Below are 22,266 nucleotides of genomic sequence, written 5' to 3' on the forward strand. Positions count from 1 at the left end.
TCTTGTTGCGTAAGGTCTACCAAAACTCGGGCAGCTTTAATCGGTTTTTTCATCTTCCAACCCTATGAGAACTTTTTCTCACTGTGCACTTGTTATCAGTAGTGTCTAGTGATATAAAGCTATCAGTCGATAGCACAAGGTAAGGGTTTCCGCCATGTATAACCGCCAGAACATCATGAACCGCGCTTGGGCCATCATGGCGGGGCGCAAGTTTCACCGCGTGTTCTGGCGGCAGGCACTGTGGCAGGCATGGGGCGAGGCGAAGGAAGCGGTCCGCCGCGCCAGTATGACCGAGGCAGACCACATCCGCGAAGCCATGGACATGCTGCAGAACAAGGACACATGGACAGAGGCCGATTATCGCAAGCATGACGAACTGGCACTGACCCTGCGCACCGCTGAGGATCACGAGGCTAAGGCAGAGGACTATGCTGCCAAGCGCACCCTGATTACCAAAGCCAAGGGCCGGTTTGTTTCCGTCACCTTCACCAAGGGCAACGGCACAGAGCGCACCATGCGCGTACAGCCTGCAACCCTGCGCCAGCACGTCAAAGGCAAGGCGGCATCGAAAGCAGCCCGTACAGCCGTTGAGACGCGCACACGTCGGCATCCCCACTTGTTGGCGGTTTGGGATACCGAGGCACAGGCCCCGCGTTCTGTGAACCTCGCGACCGTGTCCCGCATCGCGGCAGACGGACACGTTCACCACTTCACTCAATAGGAGGGCCAGATATGCCAACCACATACGACCTGCAGACCAGTGCAGTCACCCTGAAAGGACTGACGCAGGCACTGAACGCCCTGACATGGGAAGGTACCCCCGAACAGTGGGGGCCAACCGCCGCCCTGATCCGCACCATCAACACACAGGCCAAAGACCTTTGCGACAGCTTGGCGGGCCTGCCTGACGAAACCTGAAAGGAGCCACACCATGATTGACCGCCGCCAATTTCTGAAAATCTCGTTGCCCGTCACGGCGGGCGTGGTTGCAACGGGTGCCTTGGCCACGGATTCGCTGGGGGACATCGACGAAACCGATCTGGAACGCCTTAGGCGGGCTATGCGTGATGCCGTAGACATTCTGCAGGCCGCTTTGCCAGCCGGTGCCACGCTGGGCGGAATCTACTGGGGTGGAGCCAAGGGCTCGGAGAAGCTCGGAGCATGGGGTCTGACCGGCGACGAACAACTCAACTTCCACGACCATCCGGGCAGAAGTGAAATCACTTTCACCTAACTAATCACTTCAAATTTCATGAAGGGACACACGTATGACTATTCACCGTCGCACATTGCTGAAATCAAGCATCCCCGCTCTTGCCGTTACGACAGCCCTTGGCGCAGCCGTACAGAAAGGAGGCCACGACCACTGGTCCGACCTGACGGCAGCCGACGACAAGCGCCTGCGGGTTGCTTTGAAGGCCCTGCGCGAAGCCACGGGTCAGAGCATGGATCAATGGGCAGACTGGCTCTATGGACTGCCGGTCGCGGAAGTCGAGCGGATTGCGGAAAATGCCGCCCGTCGGCGCAAGGCCTTCACGGGTGAGGTGGTGGAAGATCCGCACCCGGAGTGGCTTGCGCGCTGGAAGGGCCTAAAACACGACTTCAAGCGGATCGAAGCACAGTGGAAGGCGGGCGATTTATCCGACGGAGATTTTGAGGACGCGGCTGATATCCGCCTTAACCGCCGTTGGGATTTGGTGAAGGTCGCCGGTATCACGCCAGCAAACACCGTTCCAGGCGCTGCGGCGATGGCTGAGATGTTCGATTTGGAGTTCGGCATCGATGCATTTGGTAAGAACCAGCGCTGTCCTGATGGTCAGTTGCTCACTAACTTGGTCAACAGCCTGCAGGGCATGGCGTAGGTGAGGCAGCCCGGGCCATGTTCCATCCACTATGAGCCGCCCCTTGAACCGGGCGGCTTCTTTGCGTTTGCCCGTTCACGATGACTTACGCGCCGTATGGAGGATTGGGATTCTTTCTTATCCGCGCGGATGCAGACGGAATCAGAGGCTTTGAGGTGTCATTCGAGTTTGGACAACCCGTCGCTCTTGCATACGGCTATACAATCCGCCGTTTTTTAATGGTGAATAACGGGCATTAACCGTTGCAGGCACATCCTGGCCCCTTGTGGCAGGTATAGCTCCGATTGATGCAGCTATTGCCACAAGCTTTGCCCTTTCGGCACACCTTACAGCAGGCGGCTTTGTAAACTTGGGCGTCAGGCGCGCTATTCATCAAGTTCCAAAAAGACTCTGTGCTCACAGGTGCTTTGTCTGCGGCCTTAGGCGTATTCTGGGCAAGGGTAGCTGAAGACAAAAGGACAAACGCGAGCGTGCTGGCTGAAAAAAGCGTTTTCACAAGCATTCTCCGTTAACAATCTGTTAACCTTTGCACGGGATCTCAGAGCTTGGAAAAGGCATTATTAAGGTATCTTTTTGACACTTATGTTGAGTGGATTTGGAGATGAATTATGAGTGGACTAAAAGGCCAATGCGCCGAATGCGGATGGATTACACGCCGCAGTCTCAAGAACAGGAACAAAAAACCCTGCCCCAAGTGTGGCGGGCCAATCTACGTTCACGAGGAAGATAGAGGGGCCGCAATTCTTGTTCTGGTAGCCGTTGCTGTCGCGACAGTCATTCTTGCAGCCATTTCCGGCAATTGGTAAAGCGAGGCATCTCACCCACCTTTTTATAATGGTGAAAAATGGGCGCTGGGCGAGGTTTCACCATAAGCGGCCCGATTCCCGCAGAGACGCAAAAAATCGGTGCTTTGTCCCCCATGAGTCCCCCAGCGCAAGAAAGCAGGGCACAGGACGTAAAGGCCATATCTTGTAAGCTATTGATTTTGCAGTGGTGAGCCGTGCAGGATTCGAACCTGCGACCCACTGATTAAAAGTCAGTTGCTCTACCAACTGAGCTAACGGCCCACTCTTTTTTGATGGATCTGCATGATCCGTGGCGCTCTGTAAGGTATTTTCCCGACCGGGTTCAAGACCTCAATTTGCACCTCGTTTCGCCAGCATTCAACAGGATACCAGCGCCCCGATAGGCGGCCTAATTAGGCAGGTGGCGCGGGGGGGTCAAGCCCTTTTTTGAGGAATCTGCGCGACGGGGTGGATTCATTTCGGGCCCGGCGTTATATGCCCGCCATGCAACGCACAATCGATACCGGTTTGCCCTTCATGAAGATGCACGGGCTGGGCAATGACTTTGTCATTGTTGACGCGCGCGCGCACCCTGTTCCGATCACCCCATCTCTGGCAAAGGGAATCGGGCACCGGCAGTTTGGAGTAGGGTTCGATCAGCTCGCCGTGATCGAAACAGGTGGGGCTGATGCGCATCTGGTGTTTTATAATGCCGACGGATCCACCTCGGCCGCTTGCGGCAACGCCACGCGGTGCATCGCGCGGTTCCTGATGGACGAGACCGGGGCATCCGACCTGACGCTTACCACCGAACGCGGCACCCTGTATGCCCGGGATGCAGGCGATGGGCTGACCTCGGTCAACATGGGCCAGCCGCAGACCAATTGGCGCGACATCCCGCTGGCCGAAGATGTGGATACGCTGGAACTGCCCATCGAGGGCGGGCCGACCGCCACCGGCATGGGCAACCCGCATTGCACGTTTTTCGTAGATGACGCCGAGGCTGTCCCCCTGACCGAATTCGGATCGCGCTATGAGCATCATCCGCTCTATCCCCAGCGCACCAACGTGCAGGTTGCACAGGTCATCGGGCACGACCACATCCGAATGCGGGTGTGGGAACGCGGCGTGGGAATCACGCTTGCCTCAGGCTCGTCCTCTTGTGCAACGGCTGTCGCTGCCGCACGACGCGGGCTGACCGGGCGCAAGGTGCAGATCGATCTGGATGGCGGCACCATCTGGGTTGACTGGCGCGACGATGGCGTCTGGATGACCGGGCCAACAGCGCACGTCTTCTCGGGCACGTTGACGCCCGAGTTCCTGAGGTCGCTGGGATGAACCCGCCCAAATTCACCACACTGGGCTGCCGCCTGAACGCCTATGAGACCGAGGCGATGAAAGAGCTGTCGCAGCAGGCCGGGCTGGAAAACGCGGTGATCGTGAACACCTGCGCCGTCACGGCCGAAGCCGTCCGCAAGGCTCGGCAGGAGATTCGCAAGCTGCGGCGCGAGAATCCCGATGCGCGCCTGATCGTCACCGGCTGCGCCGCCCAAACCGAGCCTCAGACCTTCGCCGCGATGGATGAGGTCGACGCCGTCATCGGCAATACCGAAAAAATGCAACCCGAGACTTGGACAGGCATGGCGGCGGATTTCATCGGCCAAACCGAAGCGGTACAGGTCGACGACATCATGTCCGTCACAGAAACCGCCGGGCACCTGATCGACGGCTTCGGCACCCGGTCCCGCGCCTATGTGCAGGTCCAGAACGGCTGCGATCACCGCTGCACCTTCTGCATCATACCCTATGGCCGCGGCAACTCGCGCAGCGTCCCGGCGGGCGTTGTGGTGGATCAGATCAAGCGGTTGGTGGACCGGGGCTATAACGAGGTTGTTCTGACCGGGGTCGATCTGACCTCATGGGGCGCGGACCTGCCCGCCCAGCCCAAATTGGGCGATCTGGTGATGCGAATCCTGAAACTGGTGCCTGACTTGCCGCGCCTGCGGATCAGTTCGATCGACTCAATCGAAGTGGACGAGAACCTGATGCAGGCCATCGCGACCGAGCCGCGCCTGATGCCCCACCTACACCTGTCCCTTCAACATGGCGATGACCTCATCCTAAAACGCATGAAACGCCGCCACTCGCGCGACGATGCCATCCGCTTCACCGAAGAGGCCCGCAAGCTGCGCCCCAACATGACCTTCGGGGCTGACATCATCGCAGGTTTCCCGACCGAGACTGACGCGTATTTCGAGAACTCTCTGAAGCTCGTCACCGACTGCAACCTGACATGGTTGCACGTCTTCCCCTACTCCAAACGCGAAGGCACCCCCGCCGCCCGTATCCCGCAACAGGTCAACGGCAGCGTCATCAAGGACCGCGCCGCCCGCCTGCGCGCCGCTGGTGATGCACAGGTCACCCAACACCTGGCCGCTCAAATCGGCAAAACCCACCGCATCCTGATGGAAAACCCCCATATGGGCCGCACCGAACAATTCGCCGAGGTCACCTTCACCACCCCCCAACCCGAAGGCCAGATCGTAGCTGCCCCGATCACCGGGCACACGACAACCCAACTACAGGCCTGATCCACGCTTCATCTGGCCAAAAATATCCCGGGGATGAATTGGCCGCAGGCCAAGAAGGGGCTGGCCCCTTCAACCCGCTCTCAACAAAAAACCCCCGCTGCCAGTGGCGCGGGGGCTTTCATCCAAGCGGATCGAAAAACGCTTAGTCTTTCTTGCCTTTCACCGGCGCCCACAGACGCTTGTTCACAAGATACAGCAGCACCGACAGAACCGTCAGGAACAGAACGCCCACGAAACCGGCATTCTTGCGCTCCATCATTTTCGGCTCAGCGGTCCACATCAGGAACGCGGCAACATCCTCGGACAGGGCCTCGACCGTGGCCGGATGACCGTCGGCAAATTCGACCTGATCCTCAGACAGCGGCGGGGCCATCGAAATCCAGCCGCCGGGGAAGGCTTTGTTCTCATAAAGAACCGTACCGGCCTCTTCCTTTTCTTCACCGGTATAGCCATCCAGCAGCGAGGCAATATACTCCGCGCCACCCATGCCCTTGACCAGCTGGTTGATCCCCAGACCGTAGGGCCCGTGGAAGCCCGCGCGGGCCTTGGCCATCAGGCTGAGGTCCGGTGCGCCAACACCGTCATTGGCCGGGAAGTGGTCGGTCGGGATGGCCGGGCGGAAATCGTCCAGCTCGGGGTCGAACACTTCGAAGTTGCCTGCCGCGTAAGCGATGACTTCTTCTTCCGAATAACCCAGCGCTTCCAGATCACGCAGAGGCACGTAGCGCAGGCCGTGGCAGGCCGCGCAGACCTCGGTATAGACCTGAAGGCCGCGCTGCAGCTGATTCTGATCCCAGGTCCCGAACGGGCCCTCGAACGAGAACTGGAAGTCCTCGATATGCTGCTCACCGCCACCTGCCGCAAAGGTCGAGGCGGGCGCAAGGGCCAGAGCGAACGCGGCACCGATTGCAAGTTTCTTGAACATGATTGCGGTCCCTCTTCTTACTCGGCCGGCGTGGCGTCAGCGTCAGCCTTGCCATAATGCGCGTTGAAGTCTTCTTCGATGGTCTCGGGCTGCGCCTCGGGCTTCTCGATCACGCCCAGGATCGGCAGGATCACGAAGAAATAGGCGAACCAGTAGGCAGACGCGATCAGCGAGAAGGTGGCATAGGGCTCCTCGGCGGGCATCGCACCCAGCCACATCAGGGCAAAGAAGTCGATGATCAGCAGATAGAACCACCATTTGAACATCGGACGGTATTTGCCTGACCGTACGCTGGAAGTGTCCAGCCACGGCGCCAGCGCCATGGCAAGGATCGCACCGAACATCGCGATCACACCAAAGAACTTGGCGTCGATGATGCCGCCGGTGATGAAGCTTGCGATCTGAACAACCCAAACCTCACCGGTAAACGCACGCAGGATCGCGTAGAATGGCAGGAAGTACCATTCGGGCACGATGTGTGCGGGTGTGACCAGCGGGTTGGCCTCGATGTAGTTGTCGGGGTGGCCCAGATAGTTCGGCATGTAGCCGACAACGGCCCAGAACACGACCAGAATAACCGCAAGCGCGAACAGATCCTTGATCACGAAGTACGGCCAGAACGGCAGTGTATCTTTCTCGGCTTCGGCTTTCGAGCCACGGCGCACTTCAACACCTGTCGGGTTGTTGTTGCCGGTGGTGTGGAAGGCCCAGATATGCACGATCACCAGCGCCGCAATCACAAACGGCAGCAGATAGTGCAGCGAGAAGAAGCGGTTCAGCGTGGCGTTATCCACCGCAGGTCCGCCCAGCAGCCAGGTCTGGATCGCCTCACCCACAAACGGGATCGCGCCAAACAGGCCGGTGATCACGGTCGCACCCCAGAAGGACATCTGACCCCAAGGCAGAACGTAACCCATGAAGGCTGTGCCCATCATCATCAGGTAAATCAGCATCCCGATGATCCACGTGATCTCACGCGGGGCTTTGTACGAACCGTAGAACAGGCCACGGAAGATGTGGATGTAAACCGCAACAAAGAACAGCGACGCGCCGTTCATGTGCAGATAGCGCAGCATATAGCCGCCATTCACGTTGCGCATGATGTGTTCGATGCTGGCAAAAGCCAGATCAACATGCGGGGTGTAGTGCATCACCAGAACGATACCGGTGACAATCTGCAGCGCCAGGCAGAACGCCAGGACGATGCCCCAGATCCACCACCAGTTCAGGTTCTTGGGGGTGGGGATCATGATGGTGTCGTAAATCAGGCCGACAACGGGCAAGCGGCTGTTCAGCCACTTTTCGCCGTTTGTCTTCGGCTCGTAATGATCGTGGGGAATTCCGGACATCTGGGTCTCCCTTAGCCGAGTTTGATGGTGCTGTTGTCGACCCACTCAGCGGGCGGGACAGGCAGGTTTTCAGGCGCGGGGCCCTTACGGATACGACCGGCTAGGTCATAGTGCGAGCCGTGGCAGGGGCAGAACCAGCCGCCAAAGTCACCGGCATCACCCAGCGGCACACAACCAAGGTGGGTGCAGACACCCATCTGAACGATCCACGCACCGGGCGCTTCGCCCTCGGGCGAGGGCATCACGCGGTTGGCGTCGGTCGCAGGCGCATCAGCCGGCTGGTTGAAGTTGCGGGCCAGCGGATCAGGCAGCGCATCGACACCTTCGGCATCCTGCTCTTTTGCCTTCTGGATCTCGGCACCAGTGCGGTGGCGGATAAAGACGGGTTTACCCAGCCATTTCACGGTCAGCTGCGTACCCGGCTCGACCCCGCTGACATCCACGCGGATCGACGACAGCGCCTGAACGTCTGCCGATGGGTTCATTTGATTCACCAGGGGCCAAACGGCTGCCCCCGTCGCAACGACACCTGCGCCGCCTGCGACGTAGTAGAGGAAATCTCTGCGGGTGCCTTCGTGGTCTTCTGCGTGGGACACGAGGTTTTCTCCGATTCCGACGCCCGGGATTTCGGGCAAACATGCATAAGCACCGCATCAAAGCGGCATCATATCGCGGCTATCTAGCCGGGAGAAATCGGTTCGTCCAGCGGTCAAAGGCGCGCACTACGCCGCATCTGGGGATTCATGTCACTACGAAGGGGGGAAATTTCAAGTTCAGCGCCCGGTTTCGGCGGCTGGCCCCACAAGACCACCGAATCATCTGGCAGATGATTCGGCCCGCGCTCACCGGCGATGCCGCATCTTTCGTCTGGCAATCGAGAGGCCTTGAAAATGGCGCGGTGTCGCCCGGGTTTCGTCACGGATTTGTCAACGTGTTTTCAATTTTCAGGCGATGCGATGCCTCGTAAATAACTAGTCCAAAATAGATATTTCACGATCCCCGGTTCCCACCAGATTTCGGTTGCACTTTATACGCGAGCCGTCCAACCCGATCCGCAACTCCAACTCGCAACACGGGAAAAGCCATGTCAAAGATCACAGCCATCGCCGCGCTGCTTGCGCTCGTCACATCCGGTCATGCCCAGGCCGCCGGAGACCCCGCGAAAGGCGAAAAGCTCTATAATCGCTGTTCCTCCTGCCACGCGATCATCAAAGACGGCGAGGTTCTGGTCAAAGGCGGCATCACCGGTCCGAATCTCTATGGGGTGGTCGGGCGCACAGCCGGCACTGAATATGACTACCTGAATGGCAGCGAACGCCTGCCTGTTGGCATGTTTACCGACGACATGATCCGCGCCGGTGCCGAGGGGCTGGTGTGGACCGAAGAAAACATCGCGGCCTATTCCAAAGACCCGATCGGCTTCATCAAGGACTATCTCGACGACGACACCGCCCGCCCGAACATGAGCGTCAAGCTGAAGAAAGGCGCCGAAGATATCGCGGCCTATCTGGTCACATTCAGCGACCAATAGGCCCGGATCAACGGGCGACGATCAAAGGTCGCGCATCAGCGCGGCCAGTTGCCCGGTTTCAGACCCGATGCCACTGGCATCAACCTGATCTGCCGCCGCCTGCCGCACCGCATCCGGTTTGTTCTGGCTCAGCTTCCAGGTGCCCTGAATATCCTCGACCACCAGACAGCAGGGCACGATCATCCGCATCATCCGGTCCAGCGCCCCGGCGGTCATCTTGCGTGTCATCCAGGGTGGCTTGGGCAGCAGACGGTTTTCAAAAGCCGCCGACTGCCGATCCAGCAACGCCCTCAAGTCTTCGGCGGGCCGCGATTCCAGACGGCCTGTCAGATGCACCGCCACATAGTTCCAGGTGGGCACCTGATCTTCGATCCCGTACCAATCGGGCGAGATATAGCTATCAGGCCCCGACACCGCGATCCGCGCTGGCTGGGCCTGTTGCAGCGCCCGCACAATCGGATTCGACCGCACCAGATGCAGCTCGGCCAGCGTTGCATCCTCGTTCAGCAGAAACGGCACATGGCTCAGCAGCGGCGCATGGGTGCCAGAGACGGCCAGCACACCGAAACCCCGATCGCGGGCAAAGGCGACATGACGCGCGCGGTCCTCGGCGCGGAAGGCAGGGTTGGGGTGCATCGGCGGTCCTCCTGTCAAATCTCTTGCAGCGCGCCCCGGTCCTTGGCAAGGTCCATCTTGTTCTCAGGGCGGGGCGGAATTCCCCACCGGCGGTATGCGGGCGATGACCCGTAAGCCCGCGAGCGGCCTCGGATCATCCGAGGTGTCAGCAGATCTGGTGAGACGCCAGAGCCGACGGTCATAGTCCGGATGAAAGAGAACGTGCAGCGTGTCGCACAGCGGCGCGTCTGCCCGTGATCGCCTTGGGTGACGTGTCTGTTGCGAAAGGAGATCACCATGACACACACCCGCTATGCTTTCATCAAAGCCAACTGGCATTCCGACATCGTTGACCGTGCGCTGGACGGGTTCCTAGAACTCATCCCCGCCGACCAGATCGACGTCTTTGACGTCCCGGGCGCGTTCGAGATGCCTCTTCTGGCCCGCGATCTGGCCCAAACCGGACGCTACGCCGCGATTGCCAGCGCCGCCTTTGTGGTGGATGGCGGCATCTATCGCCATGATTTCGTGGCCCAAGCCGTGGTCGACGGCCTGATGCGCGCGGGGCTCGACACCGGCATACCCATACTGTCGGTCTCGCTGACCCCGCACCAGTATCAGGAAACCGACCACCACAACGCCATCTACCGCGATCATTTCGTGCAAAAAGGCCGCGAGGCCGCGCAAGCTGCGCTCAACATCACAAGAACCCGGCTGGCCCTGAAAGCGGCCTGATCCTTCTTCTGTTCAAAAATACTTCGGGGGAGTCGCGCCTGCGCGACGGGGGCAGCGCCCCCTCCCCCGCTTTCCACATGCAAATCCACTTGAGGCCAAAGGCTCTCCCCGCTAATCACAACCCCGCAAAGGAGCACGCCCCATGTCGATGAACAGTTTCGGACATCTCTTCCGCGTCACCACCTGGGGCGAAAGCCACGGGCCCGCCTTGGGCGCGACGGTGGATGGCTGCCCTCCGGGCGTAACAATCGACGAAGCGACGATCCAGCACTGGCTGGACAAGCGCAAACCGGGGCAGAACAAGTTCACCACCCAGCGGCGTGAACCCGATCAGGTCAAAATCCTGTCCGGCGTGTTCGAGGGCCAGACCACCGGAACCCCGGTCCAGCTGATGATCGAGAACACCGATCAGCGCTCGAAAGACTACGGCGATATCACGGACAAGTTCCGCCCAGGCCACGCCGATATCACCTACTGGCAGAAATACGGCATCCGCGACTATCGCGGTGGCGGGCGCAGCTCGGCCCGTGAAACCGCATCCCGCGTCGCCGCTGGCGGGCTGGCCCGCGAGGCCATCAAACAGATCGCGCCGAATGTGCAGATCACCGGCTATATGACGCAGATCGGACCCCACAAGATCAACCGCGCCAATTTCGACTGGTCGCAGATCGAACAGAACCCCTTCTGGACCCCAGATGCCCAGGCCGCCCAGGACTGGGCCGCTTATCTGGACGACCTGCGCAAATCCGGCAACTCGGTCGGTGCCGTGGTCGAGGTCGTGGCCCGCGGCGTTCCCGCCGGGATCGGTGCGCCAGTTTACGCCAAGTTAGACACTGATCTGGCCTCCGCGATGATGTCGATCAACGCGGTCAAAGGCGTCGAGATCGGCGAGGGCATGGCCGCCGCCGAACTGACAGGAGAGGCCAACGCAGACGAGATCTTCATGGGGCAGAACGGCCCGCAATACAGCTCAAACCACGCGGGCGGCATTCTGGGGGGCATCTCGACCGGGCAGGATGTCGTGGTGCGCTTTGCGGTCAAACCGACCTCATCGATCCTGACCACCCGCAAGACCATCACCAAGTCCGGCGAAGAGACCGAGATCATCACCAAGGGCCGCCACGACCCTTGCGTCGGCATCCGCGCCGTGCCGGTCGGTGAGGCGATGATGGCTTGCGTGATCCTCGATCACCTGCTGCTGCATCGCGGTCAGATCGGCGAGAATCGTGGACATATCGGCTGATCTGCGCACCCGCCTGCGCGGCATTGTTGCCCAGCGGATGGAAACTGATCCGGCGCATGATCTTGCGCATCTGGACCGAGTCTGGATCAACGCGCAGGCCATTGCGGATGCAGATACCGACAGGGCGGTTCTGCTGGCGGCCAGCTATCTGCATGATCTGGTGAACCTGCCCAAGAACGACCCTGAAAACCATCTGGCCTCACGGCAATCTGCGGCAAAATCAGAGCCTATTCTGCGGGAACTGGGCTATTCTTCGGCTCGGATCGCTGCCGCGCAACACGCGATTGAAGCGCATAGTTTCTCGGCCCAGATCCCCCCGGAAACGCCCGAGGCCCGCATTCTGCGCGACGCAGACCGTCTGGACGCGTTGGGCGCGGTCGGGATCGCGCGTACTTTTTCGGTAGCAGGCGCGCTGGGTCGAGCGCTTTACGATTCCGCAGATCCTTTTGCCGAGAACCGCCCGCTGGATGATCTGCGTTACTCGATCGATCACTGGAAGGTGAAGCTGCTGACGCTGCCCGGGGACATGCTGACCGATGCGGGGCGGGCCATGGCGCAGGACCGGGTGGATGTCATGCTGCGATTTCTTGAGGAATTTGCCCGGGAAGTCGCCGCCACGTTGCCAGCGGATTGGAAAGCCCACTAGCCGACCGTTGATCTTTTGACCGTAAAAGCGCAGGTTCGCGCCCATGGCAAAACCCTTAACATCGCATCGACCCGTCCTGGCCGTGGTCCTGAAGCTTTGTGCCTTGTTCCTGTTCACCTCCATGGGCGCACTGGTCAAGGCGCTCTCGGCCGAGTTCCCGCCGGGCCAGATGGTGTTCTTCCGGTCCCTGTTTGCGATTCCGGTCATCATAGGCTGGCTGCTCTGGCGCGGGGAACTGGCGCATGGCTTTGTGGTGAGGAAACCCATGGGCCATTTCTGGCGCGGTGTGTTGGGCACCGGTGCCATGGGTCTAACCTTCACCGGCCTCAGCCTGCTGCCGCTGCCCGAGGTGACCGCGATCGGCTATGCCACGCCGATCTTCACCCTGATCCTCGCCGCCGTGATGCTTGGCGAGCGTATCCGGCTGATCCGCATCGGTGCGGTGGCCGTCGGCCTGCTTGGGGTGCTGATCATGATCTGGCCCCGACTGGGTGGTAACAACATCGAAGCCGCGGCAACGATTGGCGCGCTCTGCGTTCTCGCAGCGACCATCGCCCGCGCATTTGTGCAGATTCACATCCGCCAGCTGGTGCAGGTCGACCACCCTGCCGCCATCGTGTTCTATTTCTCTCTGACCGCCACGTTGCTGTCGGCGCTGACCGCGTTCTGGGGCTGGACGATGCCGAACTGGCAGCACGCCGCCACGCTGATGGCCATGGGCCTGACCGGGGGTGTGGCGCAGATCCTGGTCACCTCGTCCTATCGGTTCGGGCAGGCGTCGATGCTGGCCCCCTATGACTACACCACAATGCTGTTTGCCATCGTCATCGGTTACATCTGGTTCGACGAATTGCCGACGCTGGTGATGCTGGCGGGTGCGGCGCTGGTGATCGCGGGCAATGTGCTGGTGATCCTGCGCGAACGGCAACTGGGGCTGGAACGCGGCAAGGCGCGGTCGGTCACCGATCCCAAAGGCTGATCTTTACCTTTCCCGAACTTCGCTTACGTTGGGCCGGACAATCAACAGAGGTTTCCCGATGAGCGACGCGCAGGACCACAAGGAAAAGATGCAGAAGGTGCAGGCCCAGCACCGCAAGAAAGTGTCCGAGGCCATTGATCCGGGCCGCGGTCTGGTGCTGATCAACACCGGCAAGGGCAAGGGCAAATCTTCGGCCGCGTTCGGCGTGGTGATCCGAGCATTGGGCTGGGGTCAGAAGGTCGCCGTGGTGCAGTTCATCAAGGGCAAGTGGAAAACCGGCGAGCGGCGGTTCTTCGAGGACCGCGATCTGGTCACATGGCACACGATGGGCGAAGGGTTCACCTGGGACACCCAGGACCGCGAGCGCGACATCGCAGCCGCAAACGCCGCCTTTGACAAGGCCTGCGCGCTGATGGAGAGCGGGGAGTATGATCTGGTCGTTCTCGACGAGGTCAACATCGCGCTGCGCTACGAATACCTCTCGGTCGCGCAGGTGATCGACGGGCTGAAGGCCCGTTCGGACAAGACCAGCGTGTTTCTCACCGGGCGTGATGCACCGCAGGACTTGCGCGATTATGCCGATCTGGTGACGGAAATGACCGAAGAGAAGCACCCGTTTCAAGCTGGAATCAAAGCCCAGCGCGGGGTGGATTTCTAACCTTTTGGTCTGTTCTCTTTCGCCGCTGGATCGACCGGTGGTTGCTGTTGATCGCGCTGGCGGCAGCGTTCGGCGTCGCAACTTTTGTGATCCAGATAGGCCGCGACGTCCAGCGCCAACCCGTCGCAATCGCAGGACGTACAGCAGGGATCAGCCAGCAGTTCTTCGAATCGGTCGCGCAACCGGGCCTCCTTTGGGTCGTTTCCGGGGCGGTGGCGGGCCGTCACCTTCAGTTGCTAAGCCTGCTGACCGCCCCAGAACCGGGGGCTTGATGCCGGTGCATCTGGCGTTGCGCTATATCTGATTGTTTTTGTCAGCTTTTTCAAGTTCGAAATTTCAGCCCCCAAAAACCTTTGTTATCGCCAAGTAATGAGCCGCGCGTGGGCAACGCGCGGCTCGAAACAACGACGGACAGTGTATGGGATGGCTCACGCCGCCGCTGTTTGCTCGGGCGCGCTCAGCGAGATCACGGCCACCACGGCGGCACCGTTCAGCCAGTAGAACCATGCGTCCAGACCCGTAAAGCCGAACAGGCTGGGCGCCAGCAGGAACACGATGCCAACGGTCAGGTCCACGGCCAGGTGGAACTTGTAGGGCAGCACGCGCCAGATCCCCAGATGGTGATCGGTCAACACGGTCAGCACAAAGGCCGCGACGCCAGTGACAACCGACAGCCACAGCGCCAGCGGGTTGGATTGCCCCAGCCCCAGCAGAAACGGCAGCCCCATCAGCGCAAAGGCGACGGGATAATCGAGATACGCATGGACCGAGCGGGTGACGAAACGCAGGGACATCTGAACTTCCTTTCCTGAAACAGTGATACCCCAAAGATAGGCCCGGATTCGGGACCCGTGCAGGCCAGATCGTTTCAGAGATATTGCCAATCGTTCAGAAGTTCAGGCGGATCAATGCATCGCCCGGTAAGCCGCGGGCGACAGGCCGACCTGTTTCTTGAAGACGCGCGAAAAGGCGGCCTCGGACGCATAGCCGACCTCGGCCGCCGCATCGGCCACGTTCCAGCGGCTTTCAGTCAGCCCGTGGCAGGCGATCTGCATCCGCCAGTCGGTCAGGTATTGCATCGGCGTTGTGCCCATCTTCTCGGCAAAAAGCTGGGCAAAGGCGGTGCGGGACATCCCCGCCTCGCGCGCGAGGGTCGCCACGCTCCAATCCTCGGCCGGAGATTGATGAAACGCCGTCAGCGCGCGCGAGATACGGGGGTCGGCAAACCCGGCCAGCGCCGCACCATCGGGGCTTTGGTGTTCCAGATAGGCGCGGATGGCCTGCGCAAACAGCACTTCGGACAGTTTCAGTGCGATCAGGTCGCCGCCGATGCGCGTGCCCGACACCTCGGATCCGATCATGCGCAGCGTGGCCTCGATCCACGCGCCGGCCTCTTCGCCGTAATTCTCAATCAGGATATAGGGCGGCAGACGGTCGATCAGCATATGCCCGGTGCCGCCGCGCCCTGCCGGACCGGTGAACGAGAAATGGCCGCAGATCAGCTGCGTGTCGCGCTCTTCTTCGTTACCGCCATAGATCAGAACGCCATCCCCGCTATAACCCGCCAGTTCCAGCACCTGCTCGAGCGGCAGGGCATCGACGGGCTTCACCTCATTGCACAGCAGGGCATGGGCCGCACCGTGGGGGATCAGGATCAGATCACCTTGCCGCAAGCGCAGGGTCTCGCCCGTAGTCGAGACATACACTTTCATCTCGCCGCGCTGAACGAAATGAAACCGCGCCACGTTTTCGAACGCGGGCACCTGAATGCCAAAGGGCGGCGTGAAGGAGGTGCGGAAATAAAACGTGCCTCGCAGGGACAGGCGGGTGAGGATATCGCTGAGAAGGTCCAACATGGGCGTCATGTTAGGGGTTTCCGCGCGTTCGTCCAGTCAGCGGGACGCTCTGCACGGAAAATTGCACGGGCTGCAACAAGAACCCCCGCCGGGGCGGGGGTTCGTTGGTCAGGCTCGGACCAGCTTCTCGTAATCTTCGGCGATCTCACGGGTCAGGTCGCCAACCTCGAAGGTATAATCGCCGATCTGCCCGACCGGTGTGACCTCGGCCGCGGTGCCGGTCAGCCAGCATTGTTCGAAATCAGCCATCTCCTCAGGCCGGATGCGGCGTTCATGGACGGTGATGCCCTTGTCTTTCAGCATCCCGATCACCGTCTGGCGGGTGATGCCGTTCAGAAAGCAATCGGCCAGAGGGGTATGCACCTCACCATTCTTGACGAAGAACACGTTCGCTCCGGTCGCTTCGGCCACATTGCCATTGAAATCCATGAACAGCGCGTCCGAGCAGCCCTTGGCCTCGGCCTTGTGCTTGGAGATGGTGCAGATCATGTAAAGGCCCGCCGCCTTGGCGTGAACGGGAATGGTTTCGGGGCTGGGGCGTTTCCATTCTGCAATATCCAGCTTGGCCCCCTGCATCTTGGCGTCGCCGTAATAGGCCCCCCACGGCCAGACCGCGATGGCCATCCGCACCGGGTTCTTGGCAGACGCGACACCCATATCCTCACCCGAGCCGCGCCAGACCAGCGCCCGCACGTAAGCGTCCTGCAACCCACTGGCTTTCAGCGCCGCGTCCTTGGCGGCCTCGATCTGGTCCACGTCATAGGGCATCGGCATGTCCAGCGCCTCGGCCGAGGCGATCAAACGCTCGGAATGCTCGCGGCTTTTGAAGATCTTGCCGTTATAGGCGCGCTCGCCCTCGAACACGGATGAGGCATAGTGCATCGCGTGCGACAGGATGTGCACGTTGGCCTCGCGCCACGGGACAAGTTCACCATCCATCCAGATGACACCATCACGATCATCATATCCCGCCATGCGAACCTCCTGCGCCGGGTTAGATTTACAATTATTGCGCAAATTAAGTCCGATCCGGTCATAAAATTGCGCAAATTCTGCGATTCGATACCTGTTCGCTCTTGGAATGTCAACAACACTGACATAAACTCTGACACAGGAACACACGAGGCCCATCATGTCCGACACCCGGCCTGCCCCGGTTTTTGGGGGCGAAAGTCTTCTATTTCTGACGGATGAGCAGCTTCGTCAGGGGATCGAGGCGATGTTTTTCGCCTATCGCGGCTTTACCGCCGACCCTGACCGCATTCTGGCCGAAATGGCCTATGGCCGCGCCCATCACCGGGCGATTCACTTCATCAACCGCGCACCGGGCACGACGGTCAACAATCTGCTGGCGATCCTGGGGGTGACCAAACAGTCTCTGAACCGGGTATTGCGGGCGCTGATCGAGGACGGTTTGGTCGAAAGCCGGGTTGGAACGGTGGACAAACGCGAACGGCACCTATTTCTGACTCAGAAGGGCATGGCGCTGGAAGCCACTCTGTCGGACGCCCAGCGCGCCCGGATGCGGGCCGCCTACAAGGATGCGGGCCCCGAGGCGGTAGCCGGGTTTCGTAAAGTGCTTGAAGCGATGATGGATGCTGATATGCGTCGTGCATACACCAAACTGCGGGATACCACCTCATGAGCGATATGGACGCCCATCTGCTGATCGTCGACGATGATGAACGCATCCGCGACCTGCTCAAGAAGTTCCTGATGCGCAGCGGCTTTCTGGTGACTTCCGCCCGCGATGCGGCCCATGCGCGACGGGTGCTGTCGGGGCTGGATTTCGATCTGATCGTGCTGGATGTGATGATGCCCGGCGAGGACGGGGTCAGCCTGACCCGCGCTTTGCGCGAGAGCAACGCAACGCCGATCCTGCTGCTGACCGCCAAGGGGGAGACCGAGCATCGCATCGCGGGGCTTGAGGCCGGGGCGGATGATTATCTGGCCAAACCGTTCGAGCCCAAAGAGCTGCTGTTACGGATCAACGCGATCCTGCGGCGGATGCCCGAGACCCCGGCGCAGGAAACCGCGGCCAAGATTCTGACTCTGGGGCCGATCCGGTATGACATCGAACGCGGAGAGATGTGGCAGGGCGAGGATCCGGTGCGTCTGACCGCGACCGAGAGCCAGTTGATGAAGATTTTCTCGGCCCGACCCGGTGAGCCGATCAGCCGTGCCAAGCTGGTCGAGGATCTGGGCCGCGACAAGGGGCAGGCGCAGGAACGCGCGGTGGATGTGCAGATCACCCGTCTGCGGCGCAAGATCGAGCAGGACCCGAAACGGCCCCGGTATCTGCAGACCGTTCGGGGCGCGGGGTATATGCTGGCGCCCGATTGATTTAGCCGCTGCGCGGCGATTCTTGCCTTCGGCGAGGATATTTTTAGCCAGATGAAGAGGGGATCCCGATGGCAACCGCGCTTTTGACCCATGCCGATTGTCTGGGCCATGTGACACCGGATGGGCATCCGGAGCGGGTGGCGCGGTTGGAGCATGTGTTACATGCGCTGGAAGGGTTGGACCTGAAGCGCGTCACCGCCCCGTTGGCCGCCGAGGACGATCTGTTGCGGGTGCATCCGCAGAGCCATATCGACGAGATACGGCGCAGCAGGCCGGTTGACGGTTTCACGCAGATTGATGGCGATACGTTCATGTCACCGGGCTCGGTCGACGCGGCTTATCGCGCGGCGGGGGCCGTGGTGCGGGCGGTGGATCTGGTGCTGGGCGGAGAGGTGCGGAATGCGTTCTGTGCCATTCGTCCGCCGGGGCATCATGCGGAATCCGAGACGGCGATGGGGTTTTGCCTGTTCGGCAATGCCGCGCTGGCTGCGAAACATGCGCTGGAGCACCATGCGCTGAGCCGCGTGGCGGTGGTGGATTTCGATGTGCACCATGGCAATGGTACGCAGGACCTGTTGTGGGATGAGGGTCGTGCGCTGGTGATTACCAGCCAGCAGATGCCGCTGTGGCCCGGATCGGGGCGACCGGATGAGACCGGGGCGCATGACACTGTTCTGAACATCCCTCTGGCCCCCGGTACCGGTGGGGCCGAGATGCGGGCGGCCTACATGGCGCAGGCCTTTCCGCGCCTGCGGGCGTTCCGGCCCGAATTGATCATTGTCTCGGCCGGGTTCGACGCGCATCAGGACGACCCGCTGGCCAGTCTTAACTGGTCCACCGGCGATTTTGCCTGGCTCACCGCCGAGTTCTGCAAGATCGCCGATGAAGTGTGTGAGGGCCGTATCGTCTCGACTCTGGAAGGCGGGTATGATCTGAACGCGCTGGCCGAGGCGTCCCGCGCCCATGTAGAAGAACTGATGAAGGCAGCCCGATGACCGATACTCCCGTAGATCAGATGACGTTTGAACAGGCGATGAAAGAGCTTGAGGCCGTGGTCGGCCAGTTGGAACGCGGCGACGTGGCGCTGGATCAGTCTATTGCCTTGTATGAGCGCGGCGCGGCGCTGAAGAAGCGCTGCGAGGATGAGCTGAAGCGGGCCGAGGAAAAGGTGGCCGCGATTACGCTGGATGCAGGTGGGCAGCCGACCGGGACGACACCTGTCGACGGCCAGTAAATGTTTCGTGAACGATTGGCGCAGGATGCGGCGCGGATTCAGGATCATTTTGATCTGGTTCTGGGGGCGTTTGACGATCTGGAGGTGACGCGCGCAATGGCCTATGCCACGCAAGGCGGCAAGCGACTGCGCGGGTTTCTGGTGCTGGAAAGCGCGCGGCTGCATGATGTTGATGGATCCCGCGCGATCTGGCCTGCCGCAGGGATCGAGGCGCTGCACGCCTATTCACTGGTGCATGACGATCTGCCCTGCATGGATGACGACGACCTGCGGCGCGGACGGCCCACCGTGCATGTGAAATGGGATCAGGGCACCGCTGTTCTGGCCGGCGATGCGCTGCAGACGCTGGCCTTTGAGCTTTGCACCCGGCCCGAGGTCGGGGATGCCGAAATACGTGCCGATCTGGCTCTGACATTGGCCAAGGCGAGCGGCGCGCAGGGCATGGTTTTGGGACAGGCGTTGGATATTGCGGCGGAAACGGCGGCAGCGCCGTTGACGCTGGAACAGATTACACAGCTTCAGGCTGGAAAGACCGGCGCGCTGATCGAATGGGCGGCCTGCGCGGGTGCGCGGCTGGCACAGGTCGATCCGGAACCGTTGCGCCAATATGCCCAAGCCCTTGGGCTTGCCTTTCAGATCGCCGATGACATTCTGGATGTCGAGGGCGATGCCGAAAAGGCCGGAAAACGGCTGCAGAAGGATGCAGATGCGGGCAAGGCGACCTTTGTTTCGCTGCTGGGTCTGGGCGCGGCGCGGACCCGTGCTGCCGAGCTGGTGGATCAGGCCTGCGCCGCGCTCGACACCTATGGCGCGCGCGCCGAAACCTTGAAGGACGCCGCCCGCTTCGTTATTGCCCGGGACAGCTAAGCCAGGAACGCCAAATGTCTGACCGCCCGAATACGCCTCTGCTGGATCTTGTGCACCGCCCCGCGGACCTCAAGCAGTTTTCGGATGCGCAGTTGCATCAGGTGGCGCAAGAACTGCGGACCGAGACAATCTCGGCAGTGTCCGTCACTGGTGGTCATCTGGGCGCGGGGCTGGGCGTGGTAGAGCTGACGACGGCGCTGCACGCGGTCTTTGACACGCCGCGCGACAAGATCATCTGGGATGTGGGGCATCAGTGTTATCCGCACAAAATCCTGACCGAGCGGCGGGATCGCATCCGCACCCTGCGCATGAAAGACGGCCTCAGCGGTTTCACCAAGCGCAGCGAAAGCCCCTATGACCCGTTTGGCGCCGCCCATTCGAGCACCTCGATCAGCGCGGCATTGGGCTTTGCGGTCGCGCGCGATCTGGGCGGTGTGACGCCCGAAGGGCTGGGCGATGCGATTGCCGTCATTGGCGATGGCTCGATGTCGGCGGGCATGGCTTTTGAGGCGATGAACAATGCAGGCCATCTGAAGAAACGCCTGATCGTCATCCTCAACGACAATGAGATGAGCATCGCGCCGCCAGTGGGCGCGCTGTCGAATTACCTGTCACGCATCTATGCCGAAGAACCGTTTCACGAGCTGAAGGCCGCCGCCAAGGGCGCGGTGTCGCTGCTGCCCGAACCGTTCCGCGAGGGGGCCAAGCGGGCCAAGGACATGCTGAAAGGCATGGCCATGGGCGGCACCCTGTTCGAAGAGCTGGGTTTTTCCTATCTGGGCCCCATCGACGGGCATGATCTGGACCAGCTGCTGCCGGTGCTGCGGGCGGTCAAGGCCAAGGCGACCGGCCCGATCCTGATCCATGTGCTGACCAAGAAGGGCAAAGGCTATGCCCCCGCCGAGCAGGCCCGCGACAAGGGCCATGCCACCGCGAAGTTCGACGTGGTCACGGGTGAGCAGAAAAAGGCGCCGTCGAATGCGCCATCCTATACCTCGGTCTTTGGCAAGACGCTGGTCGAGGAAGCGGCGCGCGATGACAAGATCGTGGCCGTCACTGCCGCGATGCCGGATGGCACCGGGCTGAACCTCTTTGCCGAGCGTTATCCGTCGCGCTGTTTCGACGTGGCAATTGCGGAGCAGCATGGGGTGACCTTCTCAGCAGCACTCGCGGCAGGCGGGATGAAGCCGTTCTGCGCGATGTATTCGACCTTCCTGCAGCGCGGTTACGATCAGGTGGTGCATGATGTGGCGATCCAGCGCCTGCCGGTGCGCTTTGCCATCGACCGTGCGGGGCTGGTGGGCGCAGATGGCGCGACTCATGCGGGCTCGTTCGACATCGCCTATCTGGCCAATCTGCCGGGCATGGTGGTGATGGCCGCCGCCGATGAGGCAGAACTGATGCATATGGTCGCCACCGCCGTGGCTCATGATAACGGCCCCATCGCGTTCCGCTATCCGCGGGGCGAGGGCGTGGGCGTCGACCTGCCCGAACGTGGCGAGGTGCTTGAGATCGGCAAGGGCCGGATCATCCAGACCGGCGCACGGGTGGCGCTGTTGTCCTTCGGCACCCGTCTGGGCGAAGTGCAAAAGGCGGCCGAGGCTCTGTCAGCCCGCGGCATCACCCCCACCATTGCCGATGCACGCTTTGCCAAGCCGCTGGATCGAGACCTGATCCTTGATCTCGCCGCGAACCATGAGGCCCTGATCACCATCGAGGAAGGCGCGGTCGGCGGGTTCGGGAGCCATGTGGCGCAGCTGCTGGCGGATGAAGGCGTGTTTGACACAGGGCTGAAGTACCGCTCGATGGTATTGCCGGATACCTTCATTGACCAGGCCAGCCCGGCGGATATGTACGCGGTGGCGGGCATGAACGCAGAACAGATCGAGGCCAAGGTGCTCGCGGTTCTGGGTGTCACGACCATCGGCGAACGACGCGCCTAGGCGGTGCTGATCTGAGTCTCGGATTGACGTGAGGCGTTGAAAACGCCCGGAAATACGCATTTTCGACTCACCATTATGCAAACCTGCCTGAAAAATAAACTTTT

At 61.0% G+C, this 22,266-nt stretch carries 26 protein-coding genes, 1 tRNA gene and 1 riboswitch; of the genes, 18 read left to right on the forward strand and 9 right to left on the reverse strand.

Features of this window, described 5'->3' with window-relative positions:
• The first annotated feature begins 154 nt into the window (after positions 1 to 154).
• From ACR0J1_RS07770 to ACR0J1_RS07785, 4 genes are read left to right on the forward strand one after another with little or no spacing between them, the layout of a single operon-like run.
• Entirely contained in the window at positions 155 to 721 is a 567-nt protein-coding gene (locus ACR0J1_RS07770; RefSeq protein ID WP_480731974.1) for a hypothetical protein, read from the forward strand.
• An 11-nt stretch (positions 722 to 732) separates the two neighbouring features.
• On the forward strand, positions 733 to 918 hold the full coding sequence (locus ACR0J1_RS07775; protein ID WP_480731976.1) for a hypothetical protein: 186 nt from the start codon (positions 733 to 735) through the stop codon (positions 916 to 918).
• Between the two features lie 13 nt (positions 919 to 931).
• Positions 932 to 1,234: a hypothetical protein gene (locus tag ACR0J1_RS07780; RefSeq protein ID WP_480731977.1), complete on the forward strand. Its 303-nt coding sequence runs from the start codon at positions 932 to 934 to the stop codon at positions 1,232 to 1,234.
• A gap of 34 nt (positions 1,235 to 1,268) precedes the next feature.
• Positions 1,269 to 1,862 carry a hypothetical protein gene (locus ACR0J1_RS07785; protein WP_480731979.1) on the forward strand — a complete coding sequence of 198 codons (594 nt, stop codon included), beginning with the start codon at positions 1,269 to 1,271 and terminating at the stop codon, positions 1,860 to 1,862.
• 991 nt (positions 1,863 to 2,853) lie between these two features.
• Here ACR0J1_RS07785 and ACR0J1_RS07790 read toward each other — a convergent pair.
• Positions 2,854 to 2,929, reverse strand: a tRNA-Lys gene (locus ACR0J1_RS07790).
• Positions 2,930 to 3,142: 213 nt separating this feature from the next.
• Here ACR0J1_RS07790 and dapF point away from each other — a divergent pair.
• Both dapF and mtaB read left to right on the forward strand, forming a co-directional pair.
• Positions 3,143 to 3,985, forward strand: a complete 843-nt coding sequence (gene dapF / locus ACR0J1_RS07795) for a diaminopimelate epimerase (protein ID WP_480731981.1) — start codon at positions 3,143 to 3,145, stop codon at positions 3,983 to 3,985.
• Positions 3,982 to 5,238, forward strand: a complete 1,257-nt coding sequence (gene mtaB / locus ACR0J1_RS07800) for a tRNA (N(6)-L-threonylcarbamoyladenosine(37)-C(2))-methylthiotransferase MtaB (protein WP_480731982.1) — start codon at positions 3,982 to 3,984, stop codon at positions 5,236 to 5,238. The genes dapF and mtaB overlap by 4 nt, the downstream gene beginning before the upstream one ends.
• A 142-nt stretch (positions 5,239 to 5,380) precedes the next feature.
• Here mtaB and ACR0J1_RS07805 read toward each other — a convergent pair whose 3' ends face one another.
• Genes ACR0J1_RS07805 through petA form a run of 3 tightly spaced genes read right to left on the reverse strand, consistent with a single transcriptional unit; the run spans position 5,381 to position 8,108 of the window.
• The gene (locus tag ACR0J1_RS07805; protein ID WP_480731984.1) at positions 5,381 to 6,163 is read right to left on the reverse strand and encodes a cytochrome c1; all 783 of its coding nucleotides are present in this window, start codon (positions 6,161 to 6,163) and stop codon (positions 5,381 to 5,383) included.
• A gap of 17 nt (positions 6,164 to 6,180) precedes the next feature.
• Positions 6,181 to 7,512, reverse strand: coding sequence for a cytochrome b (gene petB / locus ACR0J1_RS07810; RefSeq protein ID WP_480731986.1), 1,332 nt, complete (start codon positions 7,510 to 7,512; stop codon positions 6,181 to 6,183).
• A gap of 11 nt (positions 7,513 to 7,523) precedes the next feature.
• A complete protein-coding gene (petA, locus tag ACR0J1_RS07815) occupies positions 7,524 to 8,108 on the reverse strand; it encodes a ubiquinol-cytochrome c reductase iron-sulfur subunit (RefSeq protein WP_480731988.1) in 585 nt (194 codons plus the stop codon).
• A gap of 488 nt (positions 8,109 to 8,596) precedes the next feature.
• On the opposite strand from petA, the gene ACR0J1_RS07820 reads away from it, so the two are divergent.
• Positions 8,597 to 9,043, forward strand: coding sequence for a c-type cytochrome (locus ACR0J1_RS07820; RefSeq protein ID WP_480731990.1), 447 nt, complete (start codon positions 8,597 to 8,599; stop codon positions 9,041 to 9,043).
• Between the two features lie 21 nt (positions 9,044 to 9,064).
• Here ACR0J1_RS07820 and ACR0J1_RS07825 read toward each other — a convergent pair whose 3' ends face one another.
• On the reverse strand, positions 9,065 to 9,679 hold the full coding sequence (locus ACR0J1_RS07825) for an FMN-binding negative transcriptional regulator (RefSeq protein WP_480731992.1): 615 nt from the start codon (positions 9,677 to 9,679) through the stop codon (positions 9,065 to 9,067).
• A 55-nt stretch (positions 9,680 to 9,734) separates the two neighbouring features.
• A riboswitch (FMN riboswitch) is annotated at positions 9,735 to 9,884 on the forward strand.
• A gap of 71 nt (positions 9,885 to 9,955) precedes the next feature.
• On the opposite strand from ACR0J1_RS07825, the gene ACR0J1_RS07830 reads away from it, so the two are divergent.
• From ACR0J1_RS07830 to cobO, 5 genes are all read left to right on the forward strand, one after another.
• The gene (locus ACR0J1_RS07830) at positions 9,956 to 10,393 is read left to right on the forward strand and encodes a 6,7-dimethyl-8-ribityllumazine synthase (protein WP_480731994.1); all 438 of its coding nucleotides are present in this window, start codon (positions 9,956 to 9,958) and stop codon (positions 10,391 to 10,393) included.
• A gap of 142 nt (positions 10,394 to 10,535) precedes the next feature.
• Complete coding sequence (aroC, locus tag ACR0J1_RS07835) at positions 10,536 to 11,636, forward strand: chorismate synthase (protein WP_480731996.1); 1,101 nt, start codon at positions 10,536 to 10,538, stop codon at positions 11,634 to 11,636.
• A complete protein-coding gene (locus ACR0J1_RS07840; RefSeq protein ID WP_480731998.1) occupies positions 11,620 to 12,282 on the forward strand; it encodes an HD domain-containing protein in 663 nt (220 codons plus the stop codon). The genes aroC and ACR0J1_RS07840 overlap by 17 nt, the downstream gene beginning before the upstream one ends.
• Before the next feature lie 43 nt (positions 12,283 to 12,325).
• Positions 12,326 to 13,261, forward strand: a complete 936-nt coding sequence (locus tag ACR0J1_RS07845; RefSeq protein WP_480732001.1) for a DMT family transporter — start codon at positions 12,326 to 12,328, stop codon at positions 13,259 to 13,261.
• A 58-nt stretch (positions 13,262 to 13,319) separates the two neighbouring features.
• Positions 13,320 to 13,919, forward strand: a complete 600-nt coding sequence (gene cobO / locus ACR0J1_RS07850; protein ID WP_480732003.1) for a cob(I)yrinic acid a,c-diamide adenosyltransferase — start codon at positions 13,320 to 13,322, stop codon at positions 13,917 to 13,919.
• Here the strand turns inward: cobO and ACR0J1_RS07855 are convergent.
• The 4 genes from ACR0J1_RS07855 to ACR0J1_RS07870 all read right to left on the reverse strand — a co-directional run bounded on the left by ACR0J1_RS07855 (position 13,916) and on the right by ACR0J1_RS07870 (position 16,750).
• Positions 13,916 to 14,101: a hypothetical protein gene (locus ACR0J1_RS07855; RefSeq protein WP_480732005.1), complete on the reverse strand. Its 186-nt coding sequence runs from the start codon at positions 14,099 to 14,101 to the stop codon at positions 13,916 to 13,918. The genes cobO and ACR0J1_RS07855 overlap by 4 nt on opposite strands.
• A gap of 246 nt (positions 14,102 to 14,347) precedes the next feature.
• Complete coding sequence (locus tag ACR0J1_RS07860; RefSeq protein ID WP_480732007.1) at positions 14,348 to 14,713, reverse strand: hypothetical protein; 366 nt, start codon at positions 14,711 to 14,713, stop codon at positions 14,348 to 14,350.
• Between the two features lie 111 nt (positions 14,714 to 14,824).
• Positions 14,825 to 15,775, reverse strand: coding sequence for an AraC family transcriptional regulator (locus tag ACR0J1_RS07865; RefSeq protein ID WP_480732155.1), 951 nt, complete (start codon positions 15,773 to 15,775; stop codon positions 14,825 to 14,827).
• Positions 15,776 to 15,883: 108 nt separating this feature from the next.
• The gene (locus ACR0J1_RS07870; RefSeq protein WP_480732009.1) at positions 15,884 to 16,750 is read right to left on the reverse strand and encodes a branched-chain amino acid aminotransferase; all 867 of its coding nucleotides are present in this window, start codon (positions 16,748 to 16,750) and stop codon (positions 15,884 to 15,886) included.
• A gap of 157 nt (positions 16,751 to 16,907) precedes the next feature.
• Between ACR0J1_RS07870 and ACR0J1_RS07875 the strand changes: the two genes are divergently transcribed.
• The 6 genes from ACR0J1_RS07875 (at position 16,908) to dxs (ending at position 22,162) form a co-directional block, all read left to right on the forward strand.
• On the forward strand, positions 16,908 to 17,420 hold the full coding sequence (locus tag ACR0J1_RS07875; RefSeq protein ID WP_480732011.1) for a MarR family winged helix-turn-helix transcriptional regulator: 513 nt from the start codon (positions 16,908 to 16,910) through the stop codon (positions 17,418 to 17,420).
• Positions 17,417 to 18,118: a response regulator gene (locus ACR0J1_RS07880; protein ID WP_480732013.1), complete on the forward strand. Its 702-nt coding sequence runs from the start codon at positions 17,417 to 17,419 to the stop codon at positions 18,116 to 18,118. Before ACR0J1_RS07875 ends, ACR0J1_RS07880 begins: the two co-directional genes overlap by 4 nt.
• A 68-nt stretch (positions 18,119 to 18,186) precedes the next feature.
• Positions 18,187 to 19,113: a histone deacetylase family protein gene (locus tag ACR0J1_RS07885; protein WP_480732015.1), complete on the forward strand. Its 927-nt coding sequence runs from the start codon at positions 18,187 to 18,189 to the stop codon at positions 19,111 to 19,113.
• The gene (locus tag ACR0J1_RS07890; protein WP_480529979.1) at positions 19,110 to 19,352 is read left to right on the forward strand and encodes an exodeoxyribonuclease VII small subunit; all 243 of its coding nucleotides are present in this window, start codon (positions 19,110 to 19,112) and stop codon (positions 19,350 to 19,352) included. The genes ACR0J1_RS07885 and ACR0J1_RS07890 overlap by 4 nt, the downstream gene beginning before the upstream one ends.
• Positions 19,353 to 20,219 (forward strand): polyprenyl synthetase family protein, encoded by an 867-nt coding sequence (locus tag ACR0J1_RS07895; protein ID WP_480732017.1) that lies wholly within the window; start codon positions 19,353 to 19,355, stop codon positions 20,217 to 20,219.
• A 14-nt stretch (positions 20,220 to 20,233) separates the two neighbouring features.
• Positions 20,234 to 22,162, forward strand: a complete 1,929-nt coding sequence (dxs, locus tag ACR0J1_RS07900; protein WP_480732019.1) for a 1-deoxy-D-xylulose-5-phosphate synthase — start codon at positions 20,234 to 20,236, stop codon at positions 22,160 to 22,162.
• Positions 22,163 to 22,266: the final 104 nt, after the last annotated feature.

Source organism: Ruegeria sp. CJ3 (assembly GCF_056536725.1).